This is a genomic window from Bradyrhizobium sp. (assembly GCF_035652035.1).
Taxonomy (GTDB): domain Bacteria; phylum Pseudomonadota; class Alphaproteobacteria; order Rhizobiales; family Xanthobacteraceae; genus Bradyrhizobium.
Genome location: NZ_DASREO010000005.1, coordinates 38,075 through 49,881, shown reverse-complemented (window position 1 = coordinate 49,881; position 11,807 = coordinate 38,075). Strand labels below are relative to the sequence as shown.

General features: G+C 62.7%; 12 protein-coding genes. 10 read left to right on the top strand and 2 right to left on the bottom strand.

Features of this window, described 5'->3' with window-relative positions; all coding sequences use genetic code 11:
* Positions 1–17: 17 nt before the first annotated feature.
* The 7 genes from VFB05_RS01735 (at position 18) to VFB05_RS01705 (ending at position 6,115) form a co-directional block, all read left to right on the top strand.
* Complete coding sequence (locus VFB05_RS01735) at positions 18–812, top strand: thymidylate synthase (protein ID WP_325008112.1); 795 nt, start codon at positions 18–20, stop codon at positions 810–812.
* Between the two features lie 160 nt (positions 813–972).
* Positions 973–1,458, top strand: coding sequence for a GNAT family N-acetyltransferase (locus VFB05_RS01730; protein ID WP_325008297.1), 486 nt, complete (start codon positions 973–975; stop codon positions 1,456–1,458).
* 5 nt (positions 1,459–1,463) lie between these two features.
* Positions 1,464–1,976, top strand: coding sequence for a dihydrofolate reductase (locus tag VFB05_RS01725; RefSeq protein WP_325008295.1), 513 nt, complete (start codon positions 1,464–1,466; stop codon positions 1,974–1,976).
* A 158-nt stretch (positions 1,977–2,134) separates the two neighbouring features.
* A complete protein-coding gene (gene hflK, locus VFB05_RS01720) occupies positions 2,135–3,280 on the top strand; it encodes an FtsH protease activity modulator HflK (RefSeq protein WP_325008111.1) in 1,146 nt (381 codons plus the stop codon).
* On the top strand, positions 3,277–4,197 hold the full coding sequence (hflC, locus tag VFB05_RS01715; RefSeq protein WP_325008109.1) for a protease modulator HflC: 921 nt from the start codon (positions 3,277–3,279) through the stop codon (positions 4,195–4,197). Before hflK ends, hflC begins: the two co-directional genes overlap by 4 nt.
* 70 nt (positions 4,198–4,267) lie before the next feature.
* Positions 4,268–4,468 carry a DUF2065 domain-containing protein gene (locus tag VFB05_RS01710; protein WP_325008107.1) on the top strand — a complete coding sequence of 67 codons (201 nt, stop codon included), beginning with the start codon at positions 4,268–4,270 and terminating at the stop codon, positions 4,466–4,468.
* 141 nt (positions 4,469–4,609) lie between these two features.
* On the top strand, positions 4,610–6,115 hold the full coding sequence (locus VFB05_RS01705; RefSeq protein WP_325008105.1) for a Do family serine endopeptidase: 1,506 nt from the start codon (positions 4,610–4,612) through the stop codon (positions 6,113–6,115).
* A 100-nt stretch (positions 6,116–6,215) separates the two neighbouring features.
* Here VFB05_RS01705 and VFB05_RS01700 read toward each other — a convergent pair whose 3' ends face one another.
* Both VFB05_RS01700 and serB read right to left on the bottom strand, forming a co-directional pair.
* The gene (locus VFB05_RS01700) at positions 6,216–6,509 is read right to left on the bottom strand and encodes a hypothetical protein (RefSeq protein WP_325008103.1); all 294 of its coding nucleotides are present in this window, start codon (positions 6,507–6,509) and stop codon (positions 6,216–6,218) included.
* Positions 6,510–6,760: 251 nt separating this feature from the next.
* Positions 6,761–7,654: a phosphoserine phosphatase SerB gene (serB, locus tag VFB05_RS01695; RefSeq protein WP_325008101.1), complete on the bottom strand. Its 894-nt coding sequence runs from the start codon at positions 7,652–7,654 to the stop codon at positions 6,761–6,763.
* Between serB and miaA the strand changes: the two genes are divergently transcribed.
* The 3 genes from miaA to VFB05_RS01680 all read left to right on the top strand — a co-directional run bounded on the left by miaA (position 7,653) and on the right by VFB05_RS01680 (position 11,784).
* Positions 7,653–8,579 carry a tRNA (adenosine(37)-N6)-dimethylallyltransferase MiaA gene (gene miaA, locus VFB05_RS01690; RefSeq protein ID WP_325008099.1) on the top strand — a complete coding sequence of 309 codons (927 nt, stop codon included), beginning with the start codon at positions 7,653–7,655 and terminating at the stop codon, positions 8,577–8,579. The two genes, serB and miaA, sit on opposite strands and share 2 nt — an antisense overlap.
* 443 nt (positions 8,580–9,022) lie before the next feature.
* On the top strand, positions 9,023–10,798 hold the full coding sequence (locus VFB05_RS01685) for an acetolactate synthase 3 large subunit (protein ID WP_325008097.1): 1,776 nt from the start codon (positions 9,023–9,025) through the stop codon (positions 10,796–10,798).
* A 2-nt stretch (positions 10,799–10,800) separates the two neighbouring features.
* On the top strand, positions 10,801–11,784 hold the full coding sequence (locus VFB05_RS01680; RefSeq protein WP_325008293.1) for a threonine dehydratase: 984 nt from the start codon (positions 10,801–10,803) through the stop codon (positions 11,782–11,784).
* Positions 11,785–11,807 lie beyond the last annotated feature (23 nt).

Sequence of the window (11,807 nt, the reverse complement as noted above, 5' to 3'; positions counted from 1 at the left end):
ACCGCCTGCGAACGCATATGATCCAGTATCACGACCTGCTCGAACGAATCCTGGCCGACGGCGTCGAAAAGTCCGACCGAACCGGCACCGGCACGATCTCGGTCTTCGGTCACCAGATGCGTTTCAATCTGGCGGCGGGTTTTCCGATGCTGACCACCAAGCGGCTGCCGCTGAAGGCGATCATCCACGAGCTTTTGTGGTTCCTGAAAGGCGACACCAACATCAAATATCTGCGCGACAATGGCGTCACCATCTGGGACGAATGGGCCGACGCCAATGGCGATCTCGGTCCGGTCTATGGGTTGCAGTGGCGCTCATGGCCGGCTCCGGACGGGCGCAAGATCGACCAGATCGCCAATGTCGTCGAGATGATCAAGCGCAATCCGGACTCGCGGCGCCTGATCGTCAGCGCCTGGAATCCGGCCGAGATCGATCAGATGGCGCTGCCGCCGTGCCACTGCCTGTTCCAGTTTTATGTAGCGAACGGCAAATTGTCCTGCCAGCTTTATCAGCGCTCGGCCGACGTGTTTCTCGGCGTGCCCTTCAACATCGCCTCCTATGCGCTGCTCACCATGATGGTGGCGCAGGTGACGGGATTGAAGGCCGGTGAATTCGTGCATTCCTTCGGCGACGTGCATCTTTATTCCAATCACGTCGAGCAGGCGCGGCTGCAACTGACGCGCGCCCCAAAGGCGTTGCCGACAATGAAGATCAATCCTGCGGTCAAGGACATCTTCGGCTTCCGTTCCGAAGACTTCGTGCTCGAAGGCTACGATCCGCATCCGCACATCAAGGCCAAGGTCGCTGTTTGATCCGATTTCAACATGCGCATGTCTTCGCGGCTGGCGCTTTTGCGCATGTTGAAATCAAAGGATCAACGGCAAACATAAATTTCTCGGTGCGGTTTTGGATTTGACATTCGCTATGACAGCCCGCGGTGAAACTGAAGCGAATGTCAAATCCACCGCACCGGTGAGCTTAAACATAAGGCGCGCGCGCCCCGATGAAGCCGGCGTCGTGCTCGCGCTGGTTCGCGAACTCGCCGAATACGAAAAGCTCCTGCACGAGGTCGAAGCCACGGACGCCATGATCGCCGACGCGCTGTTCGGCGCGCATCCGCGGCTGTTCTGCGATATCGCGGAATGGAATGGGGAGGTCGTGGGCTTTGCGGTGTGGTTCATCAATTTCTCGACCTTCTCGGGCCGCTCAGGAATCTATCTGGAAGATCTGTTCGTGCGGCCTGCATTTCGCGGCAAGGGCATCGGCAAGGCGTTGCTGTCTCATTTGGCGAAAGAATGCGTGACGAACAACTGGTCGCGCCTGCAATGGTCGGTGCTCGACTGGAATGCGCCGTCGATCGCCTTCTACAAGTCGCTCGGCGCGGTCTTGCTAGACGAGTGGACGCTCTGCAAGGTCGCCGGTCCCGCGCTACATCAGCTCGCAGAAGGACAGCGCTGATGGCGATCGAGATCGTGCACATTGTCGCCGTCGCCGACAATGGCGTGATCGGCGCCGATGGCGCGATCCCGTGGCGGCTCAAGACCGACATGCAGCACTTCAAGGCGCTGACATCAGGCAAGCCGGTCGTGATGGGCCGCAAGACCTTCCTCTCGCTGCGCCGCCCCTTGGCCGGGCGCACCAATATCGTGATGACGCGGGATGCGGCATTTCGAGCCAATGGTGCGGTCGTGGCGACGTCGCTCGACGCCGCGCTGGACGTTGCGAAGGGCGATGCGCTGCGGCGTTTCGTCACTGAAATCGCCGTCATCGGCGGGGCTGAAATCTATGCCCTCTGGATGGACCGCGCGACGCGCCTGGAGGTCACCGAAGTTCACGCAAGCCCTGAGGGCGATACGCGTTTTGCGCCAATAGACAAGACGGTTTGGGAAGAGGTGGCGCGAACCGAAAATCCGGCCGGACCGGATGACAGTGTCCCGTTCTCCTTCGTCACCTGGCGGCGGCGAAAGCCGGATTAACCGCATTATCCAATGTTAACATTGACAAATTGCCCCACCGGCATAGCTGCTTCGGGCGAAAGCAGCGCGTTGTAAGGGAAGGTGCCGTCCCCTATAAAGCGGGCGCTGCAGGGCGGGGCCCGATCGGGCCGAAAACGCTCTTGCCTGGGAGATGTTGAATGGCGTGGAAGAATCAGGGCGGAGGGCCCTGGGGCTCGGGTCCGAAGGGACCATGGGGCTCCGGACCGCAGCCGACGGGAAGCGGACCGAGGCCGCCTGACCTCGAAGACCTTCTGCGCCGCGCCCAGGACCGCATGCAGCAATTCCTGCCCGGCGGCTATTTCTCGGGCCTTGGCGTTGCGCTCGCGCTTCTGGTCGTGCTCGCGATCTGGGGCATGTCGGGCTTCTTCCGCGTCCAGCCCGATGAACTCGGCGTCGTGCTTCGTTTCGGCAAAGCTGTGCGCACCGTCGGACCCGGCCTGAGCTATCATCTGCCCTATCCGATCGAGGCCGTGTTGTTGCCGAAAGCGCTCCGCGTCTCGACGCTCAACATCGGCTTTTCCTCCGATGACACGCCGCGGCGCAGCCGCGACGGCCGGCGCGACGTTCCGGAAGAAAGCCTGATGCTGACCGGCGACGAGAACATCGTCGATGTGCAATTCACGGTGCTGTGGCGGATCAAGCCGAAAGGCGCTGCCGATTTTCTTTTCAACATCCAGAACCCCGAAGGCACCGTGAAGGCGGTGGCCGAAAGCGCGATGCGCGAAGTGGTCGGTCGTTCCGACATCCAGCCCATTCTCACCAACGACAGGGACAAGATCCAGCAGGCGGTGCTTGAGCTGATGCAGAAGACGCTCGACGGCTACGGCTCGGGCATCCAGATCCAGCAATTGCAGATGGGGCAGGTCAATCCGCCGGCCGACGTGATCCAGTCGTTCAACGACGTGCAGAACGCGAAGACCGAGCTCGAGAGCGCGCAAAACCAGGCGCAGACCTATGCCAACCAGGTTGTGCCGCAAGCGCGCGGCAGCGCGGCGCAGATCGTGCAGGGCGCCGAGGGCTACAAGCAGCAGGCGATTGCCGAAGCCAAGGGCCAGAGTGCGCGTTTCCTTAAAGTTTACGAGGAATACAAGAAGGCGCCTGACGTCACGCGCGAGCGCCTCTATCTCGAAACGATGGAGCGCATTCTCGGCAATTCCGACAAGCTGGTCTATGACGGCGGAGCGGCGGGGCAGGGCGGCGTCGTGCCGTATCTGCCCTTGAGCGAACTGTCACGGCGGCCGCAAACCGGCCAGTCGCAGCAAGGCACGGGAGGCGCACGATGAGATCTCCCGTCACCGGCATTATGCTGCTGCTCCTGCTGCTGCTGTTGATCGTCGTCGGCTATAGCTCGGTCTTCGCCGTGCAGCAGACCGAACAGGCACTGGTCGTGCGCTTCGGCGCGCCCGTGCAGGTCGTCACCAATCCCGGCCTCCATTTCAAGGCGCCGTTCATCGACACGGTGATCCCGATCGACAATCGCATTCTCGATCTGGAAAATCCCGCGCAGGAAGTGATCGCTTCGGACCAGAAGCGGCTCGTTGTCGACGCCTTTGCGCGCTATCGCATCAAGGACGCGCTGCAATTCTATCAGAGCGTCGGCTCGATCCAGGCCGCCAATCTCCAGCTCACGACGCTGCTGAACTCCGGATTGCGCCGCGTGCTCGGCGAAGTCACTCTGATCCAGGTGGTGCGCGACCAGCGTGAAGCGTTGATGGCGCGAATCCGCGACCAACTCGACCACGAGGCCGGCAGCTACGGCATCCAGGTGGTCGACGTACGGATCCGCCGCGCCGACTTGCCCGATCAGAACAGCCAGGCGGTCTATCAGCGCATGAAGACCGAACGGCAGCGCGAGGCCGCCGAGTTCCGTGCTCAGGGCAAACAGAAGGCGCAGGAGATCACGTCCAACGCCGATCGTGAGGCGACCGTGATCGTGGCCGAGGCCAACTCCAAGGCCGAGCAGATCCGCGGTGAGGGCGATGCCGAGCGCAACCGCCTGTTTGCCGAGGCCTACAGCAAGGATCCGGACTTCTTCGCGTTCTATCGTTCGATGTCGGCCTACGAGACCGGCTTCAAGAGCAACGATACGCGCTTCCTGTTGCGCCCGGATTCGGATTTCTTCAGGTACTTCGGCAGCGCCGCCGGCAACAAGCCGGCGGCCGCGGCCGCCGCCGCACCGGCGGCGCCGGCAAAGCCTTGAGTTATGGCCGAAGCGAAATTCGCTTCGGCCATAAAACAAAAAAGTTTTTCAAGCGGGAGGTTTTCATCCGATGAGGTCCATAGCGTTCGCCGACTTCCTCATCGGTGTGGGTATCCTGTTTGTGATCGAAGGGCTGATGTTCGCAGCCGCGCCCGTCTGGCTCAAGCGGGCGATGAAAAGCGCCCTTGAGACACCCGATCATATTTTGCGCGCCGTCGGCATCGGTTCGGCGGTGGTCGGCCTGATCCTGATCTGGCTGGTTCGCCGCTAAGCCGCCCAACTGAAGTTCCTAACTGCCCGTTTTGGCAGCGTCTGTTTTTCGCCGAAATGGTGGGCTCAAAAGCTTGCGCGGCTACCCCTTCGGGCGCACTGTGACCGCCAAAGTTTTGCGCCTTCAAAAAAGAGAACCCATATGACCGTTGCAACCAATGCCTTGCGCCATGGCCTGCGCCCCGTGCTGGCGGCGGCATGCCTGGGTGCGGCGACGCTTTTGATCCCGGTCGCGCCGGCAATGGCGCGCGGACCTGACGGCATCGCCGATGTTGCCGAGAAAGTGATCGACGCGGTGGTCAACATCTCGACCTCGCAAACCGTCGAGGCCAAGGGTGGCCCCGGCGAGGGACGCGGCGCCACGCCGCAGCTGCCGCCCGGCTCGCCCTTCGAGGAATTCTTCGACGACTTCTTCAAGAACCGGCGCGGTCCCGGCGGCCAGCGCGGCGGCGACCTGCAGCCGCACAAGACCAACTCGCTCGGCTCCGGCTTCATCATCGACACATCCGGCGTCGTCGTGACCAACAATCACGTCATCGCCGACGCCGACGAGATCAACGTGATCCTGAATGACGGCACCAAGATCAAGGCCGAGATCGTCGGTATCGACAAGAAGACCGATCTTGCGGTGCTGAAATTCAAGCCGCCGCATCCGCTGACGGCGGTGAAGTTCGGCGATTCCGACAAGCTGCGTCTCGGCGAATGGGTGATCGCCATCGGCAACCCGTTCAGCCTCGGCGGCACGGTGACTGCGGGCATCGTCTCGGCGCGCAACCGTGACATCGCCTCGGGTCCCTACGACAACTACATCCAGACCGACGCCGCCATCAATCGCGGTAATTCCGGCGGACCGCTTTTCAACCTCGACGGCGAAGTGATCGGCGTCAATACGCTGATCATTTCGCCGACCGGCGGCTCGATCGGCATCGGCTTTGCTGTGCCATCGCGAACCGTGGCCGGCGTGGTCGACCAGCTCCGGCAGTTCGGCGAACTGCGCCGCGGCTGGCTCGGCGTGCGGATTCAGCAGGTGACCGACGAGATCGCCGAAAGCCTCAACATCAAGCCGGCGCGCGGCGCGCTGATCGCCGGCATCGACGACAAGGGCCCGGCAAAGCCCGCCGGTATCGAACCCGGCGATGTCGTCGTCACCTTCGACGGCAAGGACATCAAGGAGCCGAAGGATCTGTCGCGCGTCGTCGCGGATACCGCGGTCGGCAAGGAGGTCGATGTCGTCATCATCCGCAAGGGGCAGGAGCAGACCAAGCGCGTCACGCTCGGCCGGCTCGAGGACGGCGAAAAGCCGCAACCGGCTGCGGCGAAGTCGGCGCCGGAGCCGGAAAAGCTGGTGACGCAAAAGGCGCTCGGCCTCGACCTTGCCAATCTGAGCAAGGACCTGCGCAGCCGTTACAAGATCAAGGACAGCGTCAAGGGCGTGCTCGTCACCGGCGTGGACAATGCCTCCGACGCTGCCGACAAGCGGCTCTCTGCCGGCGACGTGATCGTCGAAGTGGCGCAGGAGGCGGTCGCTAGCGCCGCCGATATCAAGAAGCGCGTCGATCAGCTGAAGAAGGACGGCAAGAAATCCGTGCTGCTGCTGGTCTCGAATGCCGACGGCGAACTGCGCTTCGTCGCGCTGAGCGTGCAGTAATCACAGTCATTCCGGGGCGATGCGACGCATCGAACCCGGAATCTCGAGATTCCGGGTCTGGTCCTTGCGGACCATCCCGGAATGACAATCTTAATCCTTGCTAGTTCGCGCGCGCCGCGCCGACCGTGGTCTCGTTCGTCAGCGAGGCTGTGGTCTTGTGGCGCGGCGTCAGCACGCTGAGCTGTACCGGCGAAGCGGGCATGTTGTTGCGCGTCAGCATCGGCGCCGCAGCCTGTTCCTGGACGTTCGCTCCGCCCATCACCGAGACCTGTACGGGCGTCGCCGGGAACGACGAGACTTCGTATGTGGGCAACTCGCCGGCGACGGCGGCGCCGCCAACAGCGAAGGCGACAAAGGTGGAGGCGAGAAGAGTTTTGACGAAGGGACGTTGCATGGAAGAGATCCTTTGGATTTCGATTGTCGCAACCGCGCGTTTCGCGATCACGTTTCGCATCCTTGGACTCTTCCCCATGTGATTTGGTTCAAAGCAGTCGCATGACCGTTTGACAAATCACTGACGACGATATGGCGAGATCAATATCCCTACGCAAGATGAAGAATATTTCGTTTGTTGCCCTGCGCGTGGACGATGATTCTCCGTGAGATAGCTTCAACTGTTTCAAACAGGTTTCGTGCGACCACCGGTCACGAAACAAATTCTTCGCGCGTAAAACCCTGCGCGTAGAGCAATGCTGTGAGGTCGCCGTGATCGATGCGCGCGGCGGCGCTCGCTGCGACCGCCGGCTTGGCATGGTAGGCGACGCCGAGGCCTGCTTGTTGAATCATGCCGAGATCGTTGGCGCCGTCGCCGGCGACCAGCGTGTCGATATTGTCGAGATCGAAGCTCTCGCGCAGCTCGGTCAATGTGGCGAGCTTGGCGTCGCGGCCGATGATGGGCTCCTTGACCTCACCGGTCAGTTTGCCGCTCTCGATGATCAGTTCGTTGCCGCGGTTTTCGGCAAAGCCGATTTTCTTGGCGATCGCCCGCGTGAACAGCGTGAAGCCGCCCGAGATCAGACAGGTGTAGGCGCCCTGCGCGCGCATGGTCATGACAAGCTCGCGGCCGCCCGGCGTCAGCGTGATGCGCTCCGCGATCACCTTGTCGACGACGTCGACCGACAATCCCTTGAGCAACGCCACGCGCTCGCGCAGCGCGGGCTCGAAGGCGATCTCGCCGCGCATCGCACGCTCGGTGATCCCTGCGACATGCGCTTTCAGCCCGACGAAGTCGGCGAGTTCGTCGATGCATTCCTGGCCGATCATGGTGGAATCCATATCGGCCAAAAAAAGCTTCTTGCGCCGCGTTGCGATCGGCTGCACGACGATATCGATCGGCAGATCCTGACGCGCCTCGCGCAGCCGCTCAGTGATCGCAGCCATGTCCTCGTGGCCGTCGCCGAAGGGAATATCGGCGGCGACTTCGTCCCACAGCCATCTTGCAGGGCCGGGCGAGGGGAGAATGGTGCGCGCGCCGTCGAGCACCGTGCTATCGAGGGCGGGATTGGCCGGGTTGCAGATCAGTGTGGCGACGAGGGACATGAATTCGCTGGATCACGACAAGACTGCCGTGCTTATCGCAGGGCCGACCGCCAGCGGCAAGTCGGCGCTCGCGCTTGCGCTTGCCCGCAAGACCGGCGGGGTCGTGATCAATACCGATTCCATGCAGGTCTATCGCGACCTCTCCGTGCTCACCGCGCGCCCCACGCCCGACGAAGAAACCGAAGTTCCGCACCGGCTCTATGGCCACGTCGATGCGTCCGTGAATTTTTCCGCCGGCGCCTGGGTGAACGATGCGAGACGCGTGCTCGCCGAGGCGCGCGCGCAACATCGCTTGCCGATCTTTATCGGCGGTTCCGGCCTCTACTTCAAGGCGCTGACGCGCGGTCTGTCGGCCGTGCCGCCGATTCCGCCTGAGGTGCGCGAGGCCGTGCGCGCGCGGCTGGAACGCGACGGCGTCGAGGCGCTGCATGCCGAACTCGCGCGACGCGACGCGCCTTACGCCGAGAAGCTCAAGCCGCGCGATCGCATCCGCATTGCGCGCGCGCTGGAAGTGATGGAGGCGACAGGGCGTTCGCTCACCGATTGGCATCGCGAGGGCCTGCCACCACTGCTGCCGCCGGGCTCCTTTCGCGCGCTGTTTCTTTCCCCCGAGCGCGACGTGCTCTATGCGCGCATCGATGCGCGATTTGAGGCGATGCTGAAGGAAGGCGCGCTGGAGGAAGTTGAAAAGCTTGCCGCGCGCAAGCTCGACCCGCTTCTTCCCGCGATGAAGGCGCACGGCGTGCCGGCGCTGATCCGCCACTTGAAAGGCGAGATCACGCGCGAGGAGGCCAGCGAGATCGGCCGCGCCGACACGCGCCATTACGCCAAGCGGCAGTTCACCTGGTTTCGGCATCAACTGGGCGAGTTCGAATGGATGACGTCCGAGGCGGCGGGCGCGTGGGTGGATCAGGTCAGTGGTTGAGCTGTCATGGCCGGGCTCGTCCCGGCCATCCACGTCTTTGGCCCAGCGGCGAAGAAGTAAGACGTGGATGCCCGGCACAAGGCCGGGCATGACGAGGCGAGAGAGCATGCCCCATCGCAGAAACCCAAAATTCACCCTCGCCGAATGCCGCGAAGCCCGCTACACTTCCAATTGAGCGTGAACCGGCGCCGATGGCTTGACTTTCGCCTGATGGCCAGTATGTTCGCGCAACCTTTGGGAAGTATATTCGGTCCGATGCGCAATATTATTACCAAACTCCTTATCGTAGTCGTACCTTGGCGCGCCGCCGGGGATGGCTAGATGCCATCCACATTCGGACGGTGCGCCAGGGCCCTCTTCGGGTCCTTTTTTATTTCCCAGACCAGACCAACGAGACCATCGCGCCAAAAGCGGCGCATCCTGAGCCAGCCAAGGAATACGCCATGAGTGACAAGAGCCACGATCCGAACCAGATGACGGGAGCCGCCATGATCGTGCGCGCGCTCATCGATCATGGCGTCCAGCACCTCTTCGGCTATCCCGGCGGCGCGGTGCTTCCGATCTATGACGAGATTTTCCAGCAGAGCGACGTCGAGCACATTCTGGTCCGGCACGAGCAGGGCGCCGGTCACGCGGCGGAAGGCTATGCGCGCTCGACCGGCAAGCCGGGCGTCGTGCTGGTGACGTCGGGGCCCGGCGCCACCAACATGGTGACCGCGCTCACCGACGCGCTGATGGATTCGATCCCGCTGGTCTGCATCACAGGTCAAGTTCCGACGCATCTGATCGGCAACGATGCGTTCCAGGAATGCGACACGGTCGGCATCACGCGACCCTGCACCAAGCACAACTGGCTGGTGCGCAACGTCAATGATCTGGCGAAAGTGCTGCACGAGGCGTTTTACGTCGCAACCACCGGCCGTCCCGGACCGGTTGTCGTCGACGTGCCGAAGGACGTTCAGTTTGCGACCGGCACCTACCATCCGCCGCGCAAGTCCGACGTGCATGTGTCGTACGCGCCGCGCGTCAAGGGCGACGCGATGGCGATCCGCAAGGCGGTCGCGCTGCTGGCCAATGCCAAACGCCCAGTGATCTATTCCGGCGGCGGCGTCATCAATTCCGGCAATGAGGCCTCAAAGCTGCTGCGCGAGCTGGTCGAGGTCACCGGATTCCCGATCACCTCGACGCTGATGGGGCTCGGCGCCTATCCGGCCTCGGGCAAGAACTGGCTGGGTATGCTCGGCATGCACGGCACTTACGAGGCCAACATGGCGATGCATGATTGCGACGTCATGCTGTGCGTCGGCGCGCGCTTCGACGACCGCATCACCGGGCGCACGGACGCGTTCTCGCCGGGCTCGAAGAAGATCCACATCGACATCGATCCGTCGTCGATCAACAAGAACATCCGTGTCGATGTGCCGATCATCGGCGATGCCGGCAACGTGCTCGGCGATCTCCTGCAGGTGTTCAAGGCCGAGGCGAAGAAGCCGGATATCAAGGCCTGGTGGGCGCAGGTCGCGAAATGGCGCGCGCGCAATTCGCTGTCCTACAAGAAGAACAACGATGTCATCCTGCCGCAATTCGCGATCCAGAAGCTGTTCGAGGCGACGCGCGGCAAGGACACCTACATCACGACCGAAGTCGGCCAGCACCAGATGTGGGCGGCGCAGTTCTTCGGCTTCGAGGAGCCGCACCGCTGGATGACTTCCGGCGGCCTCGGCACCATGGGCTATGGCTTGCCCGCTGCGCTGGGCGTGCAGGTCGCGCATCCGGACAGCCTCGTCATCGATATCGCCGGCGATGCCTCCGTGCAGATGACGATGCAGGAAATGTCGACCGCGGTTCAGTATGAATTGCCGATCAAGATCTTCATCCTGAACAACCAGTACATGGGCATGGTGCGGCAGTGGCAGCAATTGCTGCACGGCAATCGCCTGTCGCATTCCTATTCCGAGGCGTTGCCTGACTTCGTCAAGCTCGCGGATGCCTATGGCTGCGTCGGCCTGCAGGCAACCAAGCCCGGCGATCTCGAGGGCGCGATCAAGGAGATGATCAAGGTCAAGCGGCCGGTGCTGTTCGATTGCCGTGTCGCCGCGCTGGAGAACTGCTTCCCGATGATCCCGTCCGGCAAGGCGCATAACGAGATGCTGCTTCCGGCGGAAGCCAACGACGAGGCAACCGCGGAAGCGTTTGCGAGCGGCAAGGCGCTGGTGTGACCATGTTTAGCCTCGCCGAACTCGAAAGCGCAGAGCAGATCGTCCATGCGGCGATGCCGCCGACGGCCGCGCATGCGTGGCCGCTGCTGAGTGAGCGGCTCGGCACCAGCGTCGTCGTCAAGCACGAGAACCACACGCCGATCGGCGCCTTCAAGGTGCGCGGCGGGCTCGTTTTCATGGAGCGCCTCAAGCGCGAGCAGCCGCTGGTCTCAGGCATTATCTCTGCGACGCGCGGCAATCACGGTCAGAGCCTGGCTTTCGCCGCTGCGCGCTATGGCGTGCCGGCGACGATCTACGTGCCGCATGGCAATTCGACCGAGAAGAACCGCGCGATGAAGGCGTTCGGCGCTCACCTCGTCGAATATGGCGCCGACTTTCAGGAAGCACGCGAGGAGTGCGAGCGCCATGCGCAGCGCGAGGGCTTGCACATCGTGCCGTCCTTCCACCGCGACCTCGTGCTGGGCGTTTCGACCTACGCGCTCGAACTGTTTCGCAACTCGCCTGATCTCGACGTGCTGTACGTGCCGATCGGGCAAGGTTCGGGCATCTCGGGCTGCATCCTCGCGCGCGATCTGCTCGGCCTGAAGACCGAAATCGTTGGCGTGCAGTCGACCGAGGCGCCGTCCTACGCGCTGTCGCTCAAGGCCGGCAAGGTCGTCAGCACCAACTCCAGCAACACCCGTGCCGATGGTATGGCGACGCGCGTGCCCGACGTCGAAGCGTTCGACATCATTCGCAAGGGCGCCTCGCACATCGTCGAGGTGACCGACGATGAGATCGGCAGCGCCATCCGCTACCTTTGGACCGACACGCATAATCTCAGCGAGGGCGCGGGCGCCGCAGCGCTCGCGGCTGCTCTCCAGGAAAAGGCAAGGCTGCGGGGAAAACGCGTTGGTCTGATTCTGAGCGGCGGCAATATCGATTTCGAGCTGTTTCGCAAATGGGTGATGGCGGAGCCCGCCGCCCAGAAGACGATGGTGGCGTGATGCCGATGAAATTAAGGGGACAC

Bases quoted from the DNA above. Each gene is read 5' to 3' on its own strand.
- VFB05_RS01735 (WP_325008112.1), top strand. From the start codon at position 18: ATGATCCAGTATCACGACCTGCTCGAACGAATCCTGGCCGACGGCGTC.
- hflK (WP_325008111.1), top strand. From the start codon at position 2,135: ATGGCGTGGAAGAATCAGGGCGGAGGGCCCTGGGGCTCGGGTCCGAAG.
- hflC (WP_325008109.1), top strand. From the start codon at position 3,277: ATGAGATCTCCCGTCACCGGCATTATGCTGCTGCTCCTGCTGCTGCTG.
- VFB05_RS01710 (WP_325008107.1), top strand. From the start codon at position 4,268: ATGAGGTCCATAGCGTTCGCCGACTTCCTCATCGGTGTGGGTATCCTG.
- VFB05_RS01705 (WP_325008105.1), top strand. From the start codon at position 4,610: ATGACCGTTGCAACCAATGCCTTGCGCCATGGCCTGCGCCCCGTGCTG.
- VFB05_RS01700 (WP_325008103.1), bottom strand. From the start codon at position 6,509: ATGCAACGTCCCTTCGTCAAAACTCTTCTCGCCTCCACCTTTGTCGCC.
- miaA (WP_325008099.1), top strand. From the start codon at position 7,653: ATGAATTCGCTGGATCACGACAAGACTGCCGTGCTTATCGCAGGGCCG.
- serB (WP_325008101.1), bottom strand. From the start codon at position 7,654: ATGTCCCTCGTCGCCACACTGATCTGCAACCCGGCCAATCCCGCCCTC.
- VFB05_RS01685 (WP_325008097.1), top strand. From the start codon at position 9,023: ATGAGTGACAAGAGCCACGATCCGAACCAGATGACGGGAGCCGCCATG.
- VFB05_RS01680 (WP_325008293.1), top strand. From the start codon at position 10,801: ATGTTTAGCCTCGCCGAACTCGAAAGCGCAGAGCAGATCGTCCATGCG.